Raw genomic sequence first — 18,919 nt, 5'->3', positions numbered from 1 at the left:
TGGAGGTTGTCTTGTTTCATCGTCAACGAAAAAATCCCTTGTCTGCGCAAGCTAGATCCTTGAAAGATTTAGTGCGACATGTTGCTGCTTCTCAGTTTTTGGCAGAAGAAAAACGCCAGATATTATTACAGAAAATGAAAGAGCTAACACAATTAGAAGCGTCTCGTTATGAGAGTTTGTGTTTCGTTCTTATCGAAAACTTAGTGAATTATTGTCAAAACCTGCCAGAAACGACCAACAGCTATTACTCGCAATTAGGTGGATTAGTCGATCATGCTTTAAATCGTACTGAAGCTGCTTTAAGTTTATTTCAGGAGTTCATGGTTCAAGACGGTTCTGAACCAATATCCGAAGAGCAAAAGCAGTGGCAATATGCCCTTTATTCTGCCGCCATTTTGCAAGGCATAGGTAAGTTATTTGTTGACTATCGGATCAACGTATTTGATAGCGGTGGCCAACTATTAAAGCAATGGAATCCCTTGTTAGAAAGCTTAAATAGTACTGGTAGTTATTATGATTATGATTTTCAGAAAGAGTCTGATGTAGAGTTTCGTCGTCGTCTCAATTTGTTAATCGCACGAGCCTTAATGCCGGCTAGTGGCTTTGCTTGGATAGCCTCTAATCCGCAAATACTAGCGGTTTGGCTCGCGTTATTGAACGAAGATTCCCGTTCTGCGGGTACTTTAGGTGCCATTTTAATAAGGGCAGATGCTATCGCCATCCAACGGTATATTACTGAAAATATGGGTAGGAGTTTGGCGAGTCGAGGGGGACGTTATGGCCGTGCAGGAACTTTCTCCGGAGGCGTCCCGGAAACCCTGGCTGAAAAAGAACAAGCGATTGGGGTTGAGTTCATCCAATGGATGATTAAGGCCTTAGATGAAGGTCTCATTATGATTAATAAGGCTCCCTTGCTTATGGTTCCCGGTGGTATGTTAATGTGCCAAGAGATGTTCCAATTGTTTGTGCGTGAACATCCCGAATATAAAAATTGGCAGGCGGCACAAAATGGATTTTTATCTCTAGGCTTACATCGACGTAATGCAGATGGCTCAGTGATGAGTCGTTTTGAGCAAACGCATAATCAACAAATGTACAGTGGTGTAGTTTTTTCTGAATATGCAGTGGCATTACCGGAATCTGTAAAAGTGGTGCAATTGAGTACCGGAAAAGTTGAAACTTTATCAGCAACAGAATTAGTTAATAAGGCTCAATATCCTAGTCAATTTGTTCAGCAGCAAAATGCCATTGTTGTCGCTCCTTTGCAGAAGCTATCTGCTACTGGAAAGTGGCAAACCATAGATAACGACGTATCATTTTTGACGCTTGGAGCAAAACGTAGTGTCTGATTATGCTATAGGTGATTTGCAAGGATGCTATGAACCGTTACAACGCTTGCTCGAATTAATTGAGTTTGATGAAAAAGTAGATCGATTATGGTTTGTGGGGGATTTAGTGAATCGTGGTCCAGAGTCATTAGCGGTACTGCGGTTCATTCATTCTTTACCAATTCCTCCAGTGATTACCTTAGGCAATCATGATTTGCATTTACTGGGTTCATTCTTTGGTGATCAACCATGGAAAGGGCGCGACGATACGATTCAAGGGGTGCTTAAGGCTCCTGATGGTGAGAGTTTGGGGCATTGGCTTAGAAAACAATCTATTTTGCACTACTCGTCTGAGTTAAACGTGGTGATGTGCCATGCGGGAATAGCTCCTATGTGGGATTTAGAACAAGCAAGAAATCTGGCACAAGAATTAGAGAAAGTTCTTTCTGGAGATAATTATAAAGAATTTCTAAGCCATATGTATGGCAATCAGCCGGATATTTGGTCTAATGACTTAACAGGATTAGATAGATTAAGAGTCATTACTAACTATTTTACACGGATGCGATTTTGTGATGGCGACGGACGATTAGAGTTGGGGTATAAAGGTACTATTGATAAGGCCCCGCCTAATCTTTATCCTTGGTATAATGTACCGCGGCGTAAGGATATAGAGGTTGATATTGTTTTCGGGCATTGGGCTGCCTTAATGGGGATGAGTCCTAATCCTAAAATTCATGCTATAGATACGGGATGTCTGTGGGGTGGTTCCTTGACGGCATTACGCTTGCAGGATAGGCAAAGATTTTCTGTCCCGGGATTAGCTAGATAAGTAATTAATAAACCACGAGCGATAATATTAGTGAACTTTTTTTTACCCAAAAATAGATTTTTTTCCAGACTCTACTGGGGGGGGAAATTGCTTCGTCGACACAGTGATCAAATTTTCATGTACTGGTGTGTACGCCGCAGTTCTGGGCGTCGTTTCTCTTCATACTGCTCTTATGTCAGAGACTCTAGAAAGAGATCCAACGTTATCTTGTTGCAGATATTTCTGTTGTTTAGTTTGTTGGGATTCAATGGTTACTCGGCGACTAAGCCTTCCACAAACAAAAAGTTATATAGTTGGGTTGATGATCCCGCGCAAGAGGCGCAACGAGTAGAGCAAGCTGGGGCTAGGTTGCGTGAGGCAATAAATAATCCTGAGTACGAGATAGATCACTGGATTGAATTACCTACTTCTCCTTCATCACGTAAAAAAAGCCTTCATCAATTAAGCTTACGTGAGGCGATTTTATTGGCTTTACGTTATAACCCCAATATTCAAAATGTCGAATTAGATCGCATTATTCAACGTTATCAACTACGCTTAGCTCATAATGAGTTTGAATTACAGTACGCTCTTGGCGCATCCGGCGTGATACAAAAAAATACCTTTAATGGTGTGGGTAGTGATACTACTCGTACCTTTGTCGCTAGCCCAGAGCTTAAATTAAAAAACAAATTAGGCACTCAGGCCTCTTTATCCATAGATAATAATGTTGCTATATATAATGGTTATAATCCCATATTGAATCTTACTGTTACTCAACCTTTATTGCGTGGTTTTGGCCGATCGGTAAATGAAGCTGCTCTTTTAAATGCTATTGATATGGAACAATTGAATAAACTAGGTTTAAAACAATCGGTGGTTGATCAAATTACTCAAGTTATTATCGCTTATAGAACGCTCATTTTGAGTGGTAATAATTTAGAAAATCAGCGCTTGCAATTAGCTGAAGCAAAAAAATCTTATGAAATTAATGAGAAAAAAATAAAAGCAGGGCAGTTGGAGCCCACAGGCAATATTCAACAGTCATACCAAATCGAGTCATTAAGCTTAATGGTAGAACAAGGCGAAAATGATTTTAATACCGCCTCCCAGGATTTATTACAAACCATAGGTCTTGATCCGGAAATGCATTTATCAGTACCTAGTGATGTGACTTTAGACAAGATTATCGTGCCTGATTTACAACAATCTATTGAAATAGCTCTTAATCATAATACTCAGTACCTGGCGCAAAAAATGGCACTACGTGCAGACGAGCGCGCCTATAAGACGGCAAAAAATCAACAGTTATGGCAATTGGATGCGGGTGGCAGCGTGCAAAGCGGTACCGTCAATGACGTGACTGGCCTAAATGGCGGCGTTAGAGGAATATACAATGGCAAAAACGTCAACCAATCGGCACGGTTGACTTTAACGGTCCCTTTGCATGATTTAAATAGGCGCAGCCAGTTAGTCAATGCTAAAATCCGTTTAGAAAAAGACCGAATTAATTTGATTGCAGCCAAAAGAGCATTAATTACTAATATCACTAACACCATTAATAACATCCAAAGTTTGGCTAAGCGTTATCAATTGGCACAAAAACAGGTGAAGCTAGCAGAAAAATCTTATGCTTTGGAAAAGAAGAAGTTACAGGCTGGAATTTCAAGTGCCTTGGATGTGAACAATACGCAGAATCAGCTAATTCAAGCGCAATCGGGATTAATAGGAGCAAAGATTGCGTATCTTAATCAGTTATCAGCACTTCAACGGACTTTAGGAACGACGCTGGACTACTGGCACATTAAACTAAGGTATGGCGGATGAATAAATATTGCAAATCGACAATTGGAGCGATTTTAGCTTTAATCCTCGTTTCCTGTGGCGGTCACGAGAAACCAACGACTACTCAGGCTACCGTTAAGCAAACTTATGAAGTAAAACCTCAGCTTTTACATAAAACATTGCATTTTACTGGAACAATTCAACCCTTGCATGAAAGTACTTTGACTAGCCCTATGGAGGCAGTGGTTGAATCCATGAATTTTCATTATGGGCAAATGGTTAAAAAAGGTGATGTAGTTTTAACCTTAAACTCCAATGAGTTGCAAAAACAATATAATGATACTTTGACCGATTATCTAAAAGCGAAAGATAATTACACTATTGCAAAGGCTAAATTCTCTGGTACCCAGGATTTGTGGAATGCGGGATTGTTATCTAAAAATAATTATCTAAGTGAAAAATCAGGTATAGATACGGCGCGGGTTACTTTGATGCAAGCAACGCATAAACTCACGGAAATGTTGGAAAAAATAGATGAAAATAACTCACAAAAGCTCTCTGCGCTAAGTTTATCTGATTTTGAGAAGCTGAGAAAAGTTTTGACATCTAATCATAATGTCATTCGTTTGAAAGCTCCGGGTAATGGGGTGATGCTTTATCCACCGAAGACCGGGGAAGACAAAGCAACTCGGATAACTGTTGGCTCTTCAGTAAAGTCAGGGCAGGTTTTAGCTCTAGTAGGTGATTTAAGTGGTATTAGTGTGGAAATTGATGTTCCCGAAATAGATATTGATAAAATTCATCCGGGGATGAAAGCAACTATTAGTGGCGTTGCCTTTGGTAAACATCAATTAAAAGGAACTTTAGTGGCGGTCAATGCCCAAGCGTCTAATTCCAGTAATGGTGGTTTACCTTCATTTACTGCGGTTGTTGAGGTGGGCTCTTTAACTCCTGAACAACAACCATGGATAAAAGTAGGGATGAGTGCAGCCATTGAAGTTAATGCAGAAAGTAATAATCAATTATTAGTTCCTATTGCGGCAGTAAGAAGGGAACGAGGCAACAGCGTGGTTACGTTACAGCTGGCCAATGGTACTTTGGAACGAAGGATTATCACCACAGGTACTGCCCAGGCTAATTCAGTCGTTGTTGAGTCTGGTCTTAAGGCAGGCGATGTGGTGGTTTATGAATAAGCTTCTGGCCAAACTCTACTGCAGTGGCGGATGGCTTCGTCAAAACAGCGCCCGGCCTCGTACTTTGCCTGACTCTAGACCGCATCATGCTTTTATATACCACAGCGAAGTTAAGAAGAATGCTAATGATGGCCCTCTGATTCAGTTAACCGATTTGGTAAAAACCTATTCTCTTGATGGCGTGAGTACTACTGTACTAAAAGAAGTGTCTCTGACTGTTCATCAAGGCGATTTGCTTGCTATTGTTGGCGCGTCAGGTTCTGGTAAATCGACGTTGATGAATATAATAGGTTTATTAGATAAAGCAGACTCTGGTACGTACGCCTTAAAAAATAGAAACGTCGCCGGCTTAAGCGATGATGAATCTGCTACGCTGCGCAATCAGAGTATAGGTTTCGTTTTTCAACAATTTAATTTGTTACCTCGTTTTACTGCGATGCAAAATGTGGCCTTGCCCCTGACTTATAGGGGAGAGCATGCAGGAGAGATAAAAGAAAAAGTATTAAATGCCTTGGAGCATGTTGGTATGCGCCAGTATGCTCATCATCGACCGACCCAACTATCAGGAGGTCAGCAGCAGCGGGTAGCAATAGCCAGAGCTTTGGTTACTGAGCCGCAAGTACTGCTTGCAGATGAACCTACAGGGGCGCTTGATTCAAAAACAGGCACTGAAGTTATGAATCTATTTTTAGCCTTACATGCCGAAGGTCGTACCATTATCATGGTGACTCATGATGAACATGTAGCGGCTCAATGCAAGCGACGAATTACTATTGCCGATGGTCTTATTGTGGGTGAATCGGCATCATGAAGCTTATTAGTCATTGTCAGCAGGCTTTAGTCAATTTGACCTCTTCCAAATTACGTTCCTTTTTAGCTGTTTTAGGTATCTTGGTTGGTACAGCAGCCGTAGTTGCCTTAATCAGCTGCGGTCAGCTGGCTACAGAAAAAGCGCTAGAACAATTTAAAGCGCTAGGTACTGATTTACTTGCTGTTGCTGTTTATCAAAAAACACCCAGCAAATCACATAGTGGAGATGATTCATTATCCTCTGCTCAATGGCAGCAGCTGGCAGAACGAATTCCTTCTATAGTAAAAATTGCGCCATATAGTACGGCTTATCAACCCTTGAGTTTTCAAGGTAAATTGATGCAAGGCGTTGTCATTGGCGCTGATGAAAATTTAGCGAGTATTGTTCATATTGCCTTATCCCAGGGGCATTTTGTTTCTTATTTAGCGTCGTTTGAACATTTTTGTGTGGTTGGGGACGGATTGGCTCGGCAGATAAAAGCGATTAGCATGGATGATCCGGTAGGTAAGCAGTTACGCATAGGCCAATCTTTATACACCATTATTGGTATTGCTGATCGTTGGAAAGAAAACGGATTTTTTAATGAAGACATTAATCAAGCGGCTATTATTCCTTTAGCCGGCATGGCTTTAGTGAGCAAAGAGGCTAAGATCAATAATGCGGTAATCCTGCTTAAACCAGATAGTCCTATCGATGAAGTTATCGAAGAGATCAAACAAATTATTAGTTCGCTGGTGCCCAAGCTGAGTGTTTTTCCTCGTAGTGCAAAACAAATTATAGCCAGCATGGAAAGTCAGGGGCATATTTTTACCTTATTACTGGCGGTCATCGGCGGAATTTCACTTCTAGTTGGCGGCATAGGGGTAATGAATGTCATGTTAGTTTCTGTGAGTGAACGCAAAAAAGAAATCGGTATTAGAAAGGCAGTAGGAGCTAAAAATAGCGAGATTCAGGCTTTATTTCTTGTGGAGTCAGTGATGCTTTCACTATTAGGAGGCATTCTTGGCGTGCTTTTAGGTCTAATTTTTACCCGTATAGTGGCCTATTTTAGTGATTGGACCTTCTCTATTTACTGGCTGCCTCCTATTGCTGGTTTTTTAGTTTCTGCCGCTACCGGAATTTTCTTTGGCTTTTACCCGGCACGTCGTGCTGCAAAATTAGAGCCTATGGCCTCTTTGCGTAGCGAGTAACAAGCACGTCTTATAGAATCATCACCGCAACTTCCCATAACGATAGAATGCTATGACTAAATGACCGCTTGGTGTCGATTAAAGTCTAGTATAAACCATGCGTTTTTTTTATTTGCCAGGCCCAAGTCTCACACTACTCTTTAATGCTTCACTGTCTTGTGGCTGTGGTGATGATAGTTTTTTCATGGAACTAAGTTTGCTTATATAACTATCCCTGATTGCTTTTGCATGTGACAATTCGGCAATACCTGCAAGCTCATTAGTCTTCGGGAATCTTTTCTTATCTTGAACCGAATAAGCAGATACGAATTTGGGTGTCTCTTTTGATACAACATTTTCCATTGCGGTAGCCATGGCGGCCTGAACTTCCATCGCCTCACCACTACAGCCCTTTCCTTTAAAAGAAACAGGAGCGTTTGTTTTAGGGGCTTTTAGTACCATTTTTTTTACAGATTCAAGCTCAAGCAGTTTGATATAACTTTTGGTGGCATCCGCAGTGATAATTTCTTCGCGAAACTTTGGATATTTATGCCATTCACCCCCTCCCAAAGAGCAAGAAATGGCTAGAGCCTCATCATTCCCCATGCGGCTGATAAAATTAGTAGCTTTATCGCCCGCACCTAGATATTTTTGAATGATGGCTATAGAAGATGCTGACATGCTTTGTGTATTAGGCTTAACCATGTACAGTTGATTTTTCTGTCCGGGATGGAGATCGAAATAGCCCATCCATGGAAACCAGGTCTGATCACTCTGGCTATTATGGCCGGATGATTTATAAAAAGGGTAAATAACAGTAGAGTTGCCCTGAACAACAGTCATGTCTCGTGCTGAATTTTCGTAGATAGTAATACGGTCTTTATTTTTGAAGTGGTACATAAGCCCTCCATGGCGATCCTCTTCTTTAAATTATAGACAACTGATCGTTGTTTGCTTTGTTATGATACTTAATGTTTTGAATGGGGCTCGTACGTTCAATTTTTTTCAATTATTCGGAACTGCTAGGATATTTATGTAGTTATCTCTTCAAAATTTAAAAAGCCAGTTTTAATTGCTCCTAGTAATAGTTGTGTAACATCAACGTCTCTTCTCCACACCATGGAGTGCTTAAATGACAGAAACCAGGTGAAAACGAACAGGAACACAATTATTGTTTAAAATTAATACGAAATCGAACGATTTCTTATCAAATATGATATAATTGACAGTATGCTTTTATTGGTAACTGTATGTATATAGATAATACATGCTTTAATTAAGGAACCTCCATGCCAGCCGCTAATGTACGTAACCCTTTACTCGCCCAATGGCCGCCAGCGCCTCATACTAGGCAATATTTTTTATCCTCCGCATCTGCAGCGGTTGAAGTTGAGAAAAGAGGAAAAGAATTACCCGCAAAAAGTATAGTCGGGAATTTTTCACAAAAGGGAGAACCAGAATTTCACGAGCGCATGCTTGATTCAACAAGACTTTTTACTAATTTACCCGTTAAATTTTTTGATAAGTATTTAATGGTACAAAAAAGCGAAAATCCGATAATACTTCCCAGGATAATGGAAAATAAAAATGTTACAGTTCGTTCTTGTTTTCTTAAGCATCCTGCTTTTAACGATCCCTCTGGCCCTTTGCATATACAACATTGGGATGCTTTAGGATGGCCTTCACAACAAGCATATGAAGAATGGTTGAATACATCCATGCTTTTTGCTTTTGCTCATTGCTTCCATTATTGTTCTGCACCTAGGGTATTTGATGTCGACGGAGAAAAGAATAAATCTAGTGAATCTATGTTTTATTTCAAGCAAGTGATGGCTGATCCTCTATCAATAGGGAAAAAAACAAACATTTTGAGTGTCACTGGTTTTGAATATAGGAATTTTAATGGCGATATTCAATCGACTCTGCTTGATGTGAAAGAGCATTCGCGAGTCACTATGGAACAAATCTTAGCTGTTGCTGCTCAGACGCATACCACCGATATCGTATTAATTCCTTATGGTATGGGTGTCTTTATTCCACGAAATCAAGATGGTGATAATATTAAGCAAGCTACCTTTGCAGGAATGATTGAGGCACTTAATAAATATAAAGGCCCCCAGATCACTCTGCACTGTTGTGGTTGGCAAGGTTTTCATGACGTATTAGCGAGTGCCAACAATAAGAACATCTGCTTTGAAGATAAAACAGGCTATGATGCTTATACTGTAGCCAACGAGATTCAAGATCGCGGCGATGCCGGTGAAAAGCAACAAAGCGTTATGCAAAAACCACTGAAATCTATGCTCATTAATGCAGCAGATAATGATTGGACTGCATTGCTTGATCCAGGAAAGAGTCCTGGTCAATTTTCTGATAACCATACGTTGTATCATACAACTTCAGATGAATACTATGCCATTGTTATGTGTTTCGCCTATTTTTCTATACAACGGATGATCGATTTTTTTGAAAATTGTTTTGGTAATAAAATTATTCAGGTTAACGAGCAATCTACAACGCCTCATGAACTAAAAACCATTCAAAGTGAAATAGCTACTCAGAAAGAGAACGGTGAAGGCATACAACAAGAAGAGCTGTATCACAAATCAGTTGCATCAAGTATATCTAAGATTGACGGTATACTAGGTACTCTTCGCGATAAAATCAATCAAATTGACCATAATTTACCAGAAGCTGCTGAGCGGGCAACAATTCTGCTAAAGAGTTTAGAACAGTGTAGAAATAAATACCATGCTGCTTTGCTAAAAGAACCGCGTGGGGATGCCAAAAAGGCAGGACAACAGTTTAATATTGACTGTAACGCAGCTATCGATGAAGCAAAGCCAGTGTTAGAAAGAGATCTAAACTGGGGAGAGTATCTTGGAAATCTGGTGAAAGCTTTGGCTAATGCTATTGTCTGGTTAGTTTCAATAGGCAATTCTAATTCATTCTTTCCTTATAAAAAATCTGCATCAATTGAAGCAGTTGAAGAGGCAGAACAAAATTTAAAGCTTAATAATTTATAATCTTTATTGGGAAAGTGTCGGGCTAATAATGGCCCGACTTACTGAATGGATAAAGGATAAGGCATTTCTAATCTTAATTATTTTTTGGTGAGCTTTGTTTCAATTGCTTAATGCACCATTGTTGTGATGAATTAACCTCATTGCTAATTCGTACCACGCTAATTTCATCTACATTACTCCAGTTAATAACATCGCTGGCAGCAAGTTTGTATTGAATTACATATCTCCAGATGTTTTTTTGCGGTTGCTGAGGGGTGATGGTATAGCTTGCTACCCAAGGACTAGATACTCCAGTCACCCAATTGAGTTCTATAAAGTGATTAAGACTCGTGCTTTGTAAGTCTGGACACTCTAGCATGTATTGTACGGCTCCATTTCTGTTTTTCACCGCTTCAGCCCATACTAATGCAACATTTTTAGCGCTTTTAGGAGCTAGTGCTTTCTCCAACATAAAAATTTGGCGCGACATTTGATCTTTTTCAGTGGTTGGGCCTATAGAGTTTGTCGCAAATACACCATGAAGTGATAAATATAATCCACCAAAAACCAAAGATTTTTTTATTATAGATGCATACAACATAGTGAAATCCTATTTGTTAGTTGTGAGTGTTTGATTAGTAAAAATCTAGAATTGCTGATAAATTATACTACAGGATTTTGCGGTATGCGAAATCACCTAAAAAGAGGGACTAATATTTTAATAGGATGTCTAAAATAGTTTTATTGCATTGAATTTATAAGTATTTTATGATGGAAAAATTCTTGTCATTATGATAAATGGAACTTACGATGCTGAAAAAATCTCTAGTATTGCTATTACTTGCTAGCAGTACTTGTTCTGCCGTTTACGCGGGCGATCAATCATCTTCTGCTGAACAGAAGCCTGTCCCATCAAGTTATGCGCCTGTTGTAATTAATGAGACTTTTCAAACTATCTTGCAACGAATGACTGCTGCAAAACCGGCAATTGAGAGGAAACAGCAGGATTTGCTACAGCAACGCTATGATTTAAGTAATAATCCCTCAAAAACGACAACCATGTCTAATGGTAAGCCAATTCAGGAAGGAGTTAGAGTTAAATTGCCTCAGGGGGTGACTTGGGAGCAGTTAGGTGCTATGACCCCAGAAGAAATCAAAGGAAAAAAATTATTTCCTAAGGGCTTTTTACCCTTGCCTCATCCGAATCATTCCGAAGGCGGTATGGTTTTTCCCAAATTTGAAATTGATGAAATTAATAAGCAGGAAAATAGAGATTTAACTCGGTTTGATCTGGATTATGATATTCCCGACCATTTTTTACCACCGTTCCCCGCGCCAATTTATTTAACAACCAGACCTGATTTAGGTGATGTGTCACAGGGGAAATTAGTTACTATTGAGAATTACTATGAATTATTTAACGGTATTCTCAATCCCAAGCAGCTAGAAGGTTTAAGACTACTTCTTACTCCTTTTCCACAGCAACAGTTTAACCAGACTGAAGATAGGCGTAGTGTGAAACCTAGCCGTGGAGTCGCCTGCTTTGATTGTCATGCCAATGGCCATACGAATAAAGCAACTCATGAGGCTGGTGATGCACGCCCACAAGAATTTAGACATAGGATTACGACTCCTACTTTACGCGGGCTCAATGTACAACGTTTGTTTGGTTCTCAACGTGCTTTAAAATCAGTGGAGGATTTTACCGAATTTGAACAAAGAGGTGCTTATTTTGATGGAGATCCGGTTATTGCTACTAAGAAAGGAGTTAATATCCTGGAGCGCGGTAGCCAAGTTCATTTCATGGCTGAATTTCAGGAGCTTCTAGATTTCCCACCGGCACCAAAATTAAATTGGGAGGGCAAATTAGATCCTGTTAAAGCCACCCCCGCTGAGCTTAGAGGACAAGCCCTCTTTTTTGGTAAGGCAAAATGTGCTAGCTGTCATACCCCGCCGTATTATACCGATAACACCATGCATAATTTACAAACAGAGAAGTTTTACGCGCCACAAATGGTTAATGGTATGAAGGCTGTTGGTGACGGGCCTATAAAAACCTTCCCTTTACGTGGAATAAAAGATTCTCCTCCTTATTTACATGATGGTCGCTTATTAACATTAGCAGATACGGTAGAGTATTTTAATGTGATACTGCAATTGCATTTAACACCGGATGAGAAATCTGATTTGACTGAATTTATGAAGGCACTTTAAATTGTTACTGGGCGTTTAGTTAATTGAGCCGGCATGATAAGTAGAACCTAAATGTCAAATCAATGCAGCCTTGGTGCAGTGCAGCATCAAGGCTGCAACAGTTATTTTGAGGGGGCTCATTGCTCCCAATATGTGCTCTTGCTTAACTCAACGTTTTTTTGAGAGAGGAACCCAAACACAATTATTTACATCAAGTACCCGACAAATGCCCTTGATTCTAGTATCATTCTTATTGCTCTTAGCAATGTAACATGTTTTTTTGCATCCAAGTGATTTTCATCATCAATTAAAATATAAATGGTCTATAGTATAGGAATACACTTAAGTTATTCTTTTAAAGGAGTATTTTAGGTGTGTAGTCGTTTGTTTTGCCGATAATGCATTTGTTAAATGCCATAAAAGACGTGATAAGCTTTTATATTGAGCGCATATTAACTAAAATTAATAAACAAGAAATTATAAATAGAATAAAGGGGGAGCTATGAAAAAGTGGGGGCTCACTATAATAGCGCTGATGCTATTACAAAAAGTTGCTTTTGCAAACCAAAGTTGGGCTGAATGGGTAGCAGGGGTTAGAACAGAAGCAATACAACAAGGTATTCCTCCTAGTTTATTTGATGAGGCCTTTGCTGGAATTCATGAGCCTAGTCGCAAAGTTAAAGGGTTTATGCACTCTCAGCCAGAACGTCGATTAACTTTTTTGAAATACCGTAATACTCGAGTTGATAACTACCGTATCGCTATCGGGCGCAAAGAATACAAGAAAAATAAAGAAGTATTAGATGAAGTTGCTCGACAATACGGAGTTAATCCATGCTTTATCGTGTCCTTTTGGGGTATGGAAACAAGTTATGGATCATACATGGGCGATTTCCCGGTAATTAAAGCATTGGCTACTTTGGCTTATGACTCTAACCGTAAGGATTTTTTCCGTAAAGAATTATTTATTGCTTTGCGCATTCTTAAAGAAGGTCATGTCAGTTTAGATGACTTTAAAGGCGAGTGGGCAGGAGCTTCAGGTCAATGCCAATTCTTACCGTCAAGTTGGGTAAAATATGCAGTTGATTATGAAGGTAATGGTCATAAAGATATTTGGAAAAGTAAACCAGATGTTTTTGCTTCAATAGCGAATTACATGAAACAAAATGGATGGCAGACTGGCCAACCTTGGGCAATTCAAGTCAAACTTCCTGCTAAATTTGATATGAAATTAGAAGGTAAGAATATTGTTAAACCAGTCAGTGAGTGGAATGCTTTGGGTGTTCGTACTGAAAGTGGCCAGCCGTTACCTTATCAGAATCTGCAGGCTAGCATAGTACAGCCTTTGGGCGGCCCTACATTTTTGGCTTTCCCCAATTATAAAATGATTTTGCGCTATAATAATTCTATCTATTATGCGGGTGCGATTGGCTATATGGCAGATAAAATTTGCCAAGGTCAGCAAATGACAAACTAATCCAGTCGTAGTTGATACAGCAAAATTTGGAGAAAGACTAAAATTCTCCGAATTTTGTTGTGTTTCCATCAACTATGAGAAGGATAATCTTTCTTTTCGCCGATCTCTTTCGTCCCGTACTATTCAACCCTTTTAGGGAGATAAACGTGAACGAATATCTTGATAAAACAGCGAGTTTAACGCCGGCTATTCGACGTGTGGTTTGTGGCAAGGCCACAGAATATCCTAATACAGGGGCTTACAACACGGTTATGACTCAAGGTACCTACCTATGTCGGCGTTGTGGATTAGCTTTGTTTCGTGGTGGGAGTCAGTTTCACTCAGGTTGTGGATGGCCTAGTTTTGATGATGATATCGTTCATGCCGTAAAACAAGAGCCTGATCCGGATGGTCGCCGCATGGAAATACTATGTGCTCGCTGTGATGCTCATTTAGGGCATGTATTTACCGGGGAGGGATTTACGCATAAGAATTTACGTCATTGTGTTAACTCCGCTTCGCTTGATTTTGTAGCCGATAATCAAGTCTTGGACACTGAAGAGGCCATAGTGGCAGGTGGTTGCTTTTGGGGGGTGGAACATTTCTTACATCAGATTCCCGGAGTATTAAGGGTTGAGTCAGGTTATACCGGTGGACATACTTTAGATCCCAGCTATGAGCAGGTATGTCGTGGCAGCACAGGCCATTATGAAGCCGTGCGCGTCATTTATGACCGAGCCAAAACTGACTACTACCATATTTTAAAACGTTTTTTTGAAATTCATGATCCAACACAACGAACTGGGCAAGGTCCTGATTTAGGGCAACAATACCAAAGTGCTGTATTTTATTTTAACCAAGAACAAAAGAGTGAGGCAGAGTCTTTGATTCAACAATTGAGACAAAGAGGATATCAAGTGGCTACTCGGTTAATAGAAGCTCAACCTTGGTGGCCTGCGGAAGAATATCATCAGAATTATTATATGAAGCACCGTAAAGCACCATATTGCCATAGGCCAATGAGCCGCTTTGGAGATTAATAGATAGTAGTATTTGTTCATTATTGGCTATGGCAGGTAAACTTCTCAATAAATCCGGCAACACGTCATTCCGAGCAACATGAGAAATCTCCTGGATATTGGCTTTGTGTCTGTCTCAGGAGATCTCTCACGGTGTTCGAGATGACCGTTTTCCGGACTTATTGAGAAGTTACTATGGCAATACATAAATAATCACAGTTACTAATCCAATCACAGCAATTATTGGATGAAGGATAACCAATAATTTGGGAGCGGTCTTTCCTTTCTTATCCATGATGAACAGGGTGAGTCCTCCTAATGCTCCGAGAAGGAGCAACACTAAGCCTGCTATTAGCAAAGGAGCTGTGCCATAAATAAACATATAAATTATTATAAGTAATAAGGCAACTGCCGCCATGCTTCCATGAATAAATACGGCTCTTTTAGGTGTTGGTCTTTCTTCTAATAGTGCGGCTAAAATGACGACACCAAATACTATGGTGATAAGAAATAAAATAATTGCTGCTAGTAACATAGAATGTCCTTTTACTTCGCTAGATGAGCCGGTACAAGTAACATGGGCATTGTTGCAAGTCTTATTGTATTTTCAGCAACACTACCTAACAATAAATGGCTAAAACCTCGACGGCCGTGGGTTCCCATCACTAAGAGATCCGCTGGCCATTCTTGAGCCTCTTTAACTATGGCTTCAGCAATTCTGCCTTGAAATGGTTTCAGTTCAACAACTTTTTGATCTACGTTGATTTTCATATGATGACATATCGTTTCTTTGGCTCGGTCTAATAATTTCTGCCCTTCTTTAAGACACGCATTAATTACCGTAAGATAATCAAAGCCAGGGCCTCCATGATAAATAAGTGTTGCATCAATTATATGAATAAGGCGGATGTTGCTATTTTGATGTTCTTTGAATTTAAGCACTTCTTGTAATACCAGATCAGTGATTTCGCTATCATCCAATGCGACTAAGATATTCTTATAATTCATGACAACCTCCTTGTTTAATAAATTAATTATAGACGATTAATAGTGAATAAGAGGTTGCATGCGCATCGAAGATAACTTGCAAAAAAGGAAAAAGTGTAGCAGATTATAGCGCTTATACATCACTGCTTTATTCGGAAGAAGCTTCATCAGCCGATGATAATGCAGTAGTTGTTGTACAATTAGCCTGATTAATGCAGTAAAAGAACCAACAGTGGTTGATGATAAGAATCCTCTTTTTAGTTATAATTGAGGTCTCAGGACAAAAAATGGTATTTATGCTGTTCCAACCATCAAATACAGGGTTAAGTGAGTATATATTTTATGCAGTTTAATGGAACTAAGTTAAAAGAAATAACGAGTAAGCTCTTAAAATATCTTATTGATACAAAACACGTTAATCTGTTCTTAGTCGCTTTTAGGATGCTTATTAACGGCAAGAAGCGTTTCATCGGCATGATCATCGGTGCCACATTTTCTGCTTTTATTATCATGCAACAACCCAGCGTTTACCAAGGAGTAACTGATCGCCTTGTTTCCCCTATTCATGCAATTACAGAGCCCGATTTATGGGTTATGGGGGGAAGCTCTTTTTCATTTGATCAGCCTACCTTTTTCAAGGCAACAGACATTTATCGTGTGCGAAGCGTTCCAGGAGTACTTTGGGCCGTACCTTTATACCGTACCTGGTATTCAATGAAGCATCTCAAAACGAAAAAACAACAAAATTGGGAGATTATTGGCGTTGATGCTCAATCGTTAATCGGCTTGCCCAAGACCATGCTGAATGGGGTTCGTTCTGCTATCCATCATGCCAATGCCGTCATCATTGACGGCTATAGCCTAAAACAATTGGAAACAGAAAATAGAAAAACAATCCAGATGGGCGATAAATTAGTTGAAGGACGAAATACTTGGACTGTAGCGGGTATTAGTAGTCCCTTACGCACTTATATGACAGAACCTAAAGCGTATATGGTCAGTACGCATATTCCTAATGTATTAGGCCATCCTTCTTTCATTTTGGTTAAAGTAAAGCCTTCATATGATGTCAGCCAAGTTGCCAGTGAAATTCAGAAAATAACGAAATACTTTGCCTTTACCCCATCGCAATTTGCCGATCGTTCCAATAAATATTTTCGCGATCAAACTCCTATTGTAATGGGCTTTGTCTCAATTGCAATTATAGGGTTTACCATTGGTCTTGTGATGATGTGGCAAATTTTCAATAATTTTGTTGTCTCACATTTACATCAGTTCGGGATGCTGAAGATGTTAGGGGTCTCCAGTTCTCTTTTAATGAAAATGGTATTGTTTCAAGCCGGAGTCACTGGTGGATTAGGTTACCTTATAGGATTATTACTTACGGTCTTATTTGGATTAATTTTTTGTGATACAGTAATTGCCTTTCATCTAACATGGCAAATTATTTTTCTGGGAGCCGCAGGGACAACTCTCGTTGTTGCATTTGCTTCTTATTTTGGTATTTTGAAAGTTATTCGTTTGGATACGGTAGAATTATGTCGCGATTCGGATTAGCAAGGAATGAGGAAGTGCCTACCTTACGTTGTACGGGCATTTCAAAAATCTATCAAACTGGCATTTCCATGGTGACCGTATTAGATAATTTTTCATTAATGCTTCATCAAGGTGAAATTGGTATGCTGATGGGGGCGTCTGGGTGTGGAAAAACTACGCTCCTGATGATCACCGGAGGGATTTTGACGCCAGATAAAGGTTCTTGCGAAGTCTGTGGGGACGATTTATATAGTATGCCACCTCAAAAAAAGGTAGCGTTTCGTGCATCTCATATAAGCTTTCTTTTTCAACACCTTCACCTATTTCCTGCACTATCTGCCCTTGAAAACCTGGCTTTACCGCTATTGATTGATGGTGTATCTCCTAAACAAGCATATCAGCAAGCCAGACAACTAATGATTCGTTTAGGACTTGAAATTCACATTTATTCGAAATTAGATAACCTTTCCGGGGGACAGAAGCAAAGAGTAGCGATGGGGCGAGCATTGATTCGTGCGCCGCGCTTAATTATCTGTGATGAGCCAACCAGTAATTTGGATCATGATAGTACTAACTTAGTGTTTTCTTTGATACAGGAATATGCCGCGACTAAAGGATGTACCTTTTTAATATCAACTCATGATCATCGTATTACTAAACATGCTAATAAAATATATGAATTTAAGGGATTAAATGATTACAAAATCTCTTATCAAGAGGAAAATGCATGAGAAAAAAGATTATTAGTTACAGCCTATTGTTACTTTTGGGTATTGGGATAAGTTTTTTCTTATTACTTAGCTCTAAAATGCCAACCTCTCAAAAACTGACCACATCAGTTATTGATGACGAAGAAATTGTTGCATCTGCCATTGTTGATTCTGTAAATGATGTAACACGTGTTCCAACATTACAAAGTGGTGTCGTTAAAAAAATTAACGTTACAGTCGGGCAAATGGTAAAAAAGGGACAAACTCTGATTGTGCTTGATGATACTACGGCTAAACATGGGCTGTTAGTCAGCAAAATTGCGCTTAAACAAGCGAAAAATAACGTTGCTATTCAAGAAAAGACTTTACGTCACTCTAGAGATCAATTAAAGCTACTCAAAAGTATTGATAGACGTGCCGTCAGTCAAGCAGAGATAAAAGAAAAGATCCATGAAGTGGAGATGTCCTTAATACAGCTAGAGCAATTGCAACATAATTTAGACGTAGCAGGAGCTAACTTAAAAAATGCTGAGTTGACCCTTAGCCAGTTTAATGTGACTGCTCCTAAAGATGGTGTTGTCTTACAAATCAATGTTCATGTCGATGAATTTGCTGTTGGAACTCAACAGGTCGTATTTTTAGGAGACGCTAAAAAAGTAATGGTGCGTGTTTCCATAGATGAGCGTGACGCTCTCAATTTCAATTCTAAGACACGTGCATATTTAAAAAGCAATGATCATGAACAACTAAAGATACCGTTGAAATTTATTCAATTAGATCGATATATTGTCACTCAAGAGCGCCTTAATGCTCGTGTGCAAGAAGCTCTGTATTCTTTTAATAGGGATGATTATCCCAATTTAGCCGCGGGTCAGCAATTTGACGCCCATATTTTGATTAAAAAAAGCTAGTGATT

The 18,919-nt window shown here is 39.5% G+C and carries 17 protein-coding genes; 13 read left to right on the top strand and 4 right to left on the bottom strand.

The window, feature by feature from the left end; genetic code table 11:
- Positions 1 to 11 precede the first annotated feature (11 nt).
- From LFA_RS17010 to LFA_RS16985, 6 genes are all read left to right on the top strand, one after another.
- The gene (locus LFA_RS17010; protein ID WP_172653487.1) at positions 12 to 1,349 is read left to right on the top strand and encodes a conjugal transfer nickase/helicase domain-containing protein; all 1,338 of its coding nucleotides are present in this window, start codon (positions 12 to 14) and stop codon (positions 1,347 to 1,349) included.
- Positions 1,342 to 2,160: a symmetrical bis(5'-nucleosyl)-tetraphosphatase gene (locus tag LFA_RS17005; protein WP_045097221.1), complete on the top strand. Its 819-nt coding sequence runs from the start codon at positions 1,342 to 1,344 to the stop codon at positions 2,158 to 2,160. The genes LFA_RS17010 and LFA_RS17005 overlap by 8 nt, the downstream gene beginning before the upstream one ends.
- A 207-nt stretch (positions 2,161 to 2,367) precedes the next feature.
- Positions 2,368 to 3,966, top strand: coding sequence for a TolC family protein (locus LFA_RS17000; RefSeq protein WP_231865874.1), 1,599 nt, complete (start codon positions 2,368 to 2,370; stop codon positions 3,964 to 3,966).
- Positions 3,963 to 5,117, top strand: coding sequence for an efflux RND transporter periplasmic adaptor subunit (locus tag LFA_RS16995; protein ID WP_045097220.1), 1,155 nt, complete (start codon positions 3,963 to 3,965; stop codon positions 5,115 to 5,117). The genes LFA_RS17000 and LFA_RS16995 overlap by 4 nt, the downstream gene beginning before the upstream one ends.
- Complete coding sequence (locus LFA_RS16990; protein WP_157010401.1) at positions 5,110 to 5,928, top strand: ABC transporter ATP-binding protein; 819 nt, start codon at positions 5,110 to 5,112, stop codon at positions 5,926 to 5,928. Before LFA_RS16995 ends, LFA_RS16990 begins: the two co-directional genes overlap by 8 nt.
- Entirely contained in the window at positions 5,925 to 7,118 is a 1,194-nt protein-coding gene (locus LFA_RS16985; protein WP_045097219.1) for an ABC transporter permease, read from the top strand. The genes LFA_RS16990 and LFA_RS16985 overlap by 4 nt, the downstream gene beginning before the upstream one ends.
- Positions 7,119 to 7,226: 108 nt before the next feature.
- Here the strand turns inward: LFA_RS16985 and LFA_RS16980 are convergent, their stop codons facing one another.
- Positions 7,227 to 7,997, bottom strand: a complete 771-nt coding sequence (locus LFA_RS16980) for a hypothetical protein (protein WP_045097218.1) — start codon at positions 7,995 to 7,997, stop codon at positions 7,227 to 7,229.
- Between the two features lie 389 nt (positions 7,998 to 8,386).
- On the opposite strand from LFA_RS16980, the gene LFA_RS16975 reads away from it, so the two are divergent.
- Entirely contained in the window at positions 8,387 to 10,123 is a 1,737-nt protein-coding gene (locus LFA_RS16975; protein ID WP_045097217.1) for a hypothetical protein, read from the top strand.
- A gap of 73 nt (positions 10,124 to 10,196) precedes the next feature.
- Here the strand turns inward: LFA_RS16975 and LFA_RS16970 are convergent, their stop codons facing one another.
- Positions 10,197 to 10,703 carry a hypothetical protein gene (locus LFA_RS16970; protein ID WP_052674038.1) on the bottom strand — a complete coding sequence of 169 codons (507 nt, stop codon included), beginning with the start codon at positions 10,701 to 10,703 and terminating at the stop codon, positions 10,197 to 10,199.
- 209 nt (positions 10,704 to 10,912) lie between these two features.
- On the opposite strand from LFA_RS16970, the gene LFA_RS16965 reads away from it, so the two are divergent.
- The 3 genes from LFA_RS16965 to LFA_RS16955 all read left to right on the top strand — a co-directional run bounded on the left by LFA_RS16965 (position 10,913) and on the right by LFA_RS16955 (position 14,791).
- Entirely contained in the window at positions 10,913 to 12,316 is a 1,404-nt protein-coding gene (locus tag LFA_RS16965; protein WP_045097216.1) for a cytochrome b6, read from the top strand.
- A 481-nt stretch (positions 12,317 to 12,797) separates the two neighbouring features.
- Positions 12,798 to 13,772, top strand: coding sequence for a lytic murein transglycosylase (locus LFA_RS16960; RefSeq protein ID WP_045097215.1), 975 nt, complete (start codon positions 12,798 to 12,800; stop codon positions 13,770 to 13,772).
- Positions 13,773 to 13,918: 146 nt separating this feature from the next.
- Positions 13,919 to 14,791, top strand: coding sequence for a bifunctional methionine sulfoxide reductase B/A protein (locus LFA_RS16955; protein ID WP_045097214.1), 873 nt, complete (start codon positions 13,919 to 13,921; stop codon positions 14,789 to 14,791).
- A gap of 172 nt (positions 14,792 to 14,963) precedes the next feature.
- Here LFA_RS16955 and LFA_RS16950 read toward each other — a convergent pair whose 3' ends face one another.
- Positions 14,964 to 15,305 carry a hypothetical protein gene (locus LFA_RS16950; protein WP_045097213.1) on the bottom strand — a complete coding sequence of 114 codons (342 nt, stop codon included), beginning with the start codon at positions 15,303 to 15,305 and terminating at the stop codon, positions 14,964 to 14,966.
- A gap of 11 nt (positions 15,306 to 15,316) precedes the next feature.
- A complete protein-coding gene (locus tag LFA_RS16945; RefSeq protein WP_045097212.1) occupies positions 15,317 to 15,778 on the bottom strand; it encodes a universal stress protein in 462 nt (153 codons plus the stop codon).
- A 306-nt stretch (positions 15,779 to 16,084) separates the two neighbouring features.
- Between LFA_RS16945 and LFA_RS19950 the strand changes: the two genes are divergently transcribed.
- The 3 genes from LFA_RS19950 to LFA_RS16930 are packed head-to-tail and all read left to right on the top strand — an operon-like array spanning position 16,085 to position 18,914.
- A complete protein-coding gene (locus LFA_RS19950) occupies positions 16,085 to 17,314 on the top strand; it encodes an ABC transporter permease (protein WP_172653486.1) in 1,230 nt (409 codons plus the stop codon).
- Between the two features lie 14 nt (positions 17,315 to 17,328).
- Positions 17,329 to 18,024 (top strand): ABC transporter ATP-binding protein, encoded by a 696-nt coding sequence (locus LFA_RS16935; RefSeq protein WP_052674037.1) that lies wholly within the window; start codon positions 17,329 to 17,331, stop codon positions 18,022 to 18,024.
- A complete protein-coding gene (locus LFA_RS16930; RefSeq protein ID WP_045097209.1) occupies positions 18,021 to 18,914 on the top strand; it encodes an efflux RND transporter periplasmic adaptor subunit in 894 nt (297 codons plus the stop codon). Before LFA_RS16935 ends, LFA_RS16930 begins: the two co-directional genes overlap by 4 nt.
- The last annotated feature ends 5 nt before the right edge of the window (positions 18,915 to 18,919 follow it).

This window comes from Legionella fallonii LLAP-10 (genome assembly GCF_000953135.1).
In the GTDB taxonomy this organism is placed as follows: Bacteria; Pseudomonadota; Gammaproteobacteria; order Legionellales; family Legionellaceae; genus Legionella; species Legionella fallonii.
Note: the sequence above shows the minus strand (reverse complement) of the source record. Positions and strands in the feature narration are given on the sequence as shown.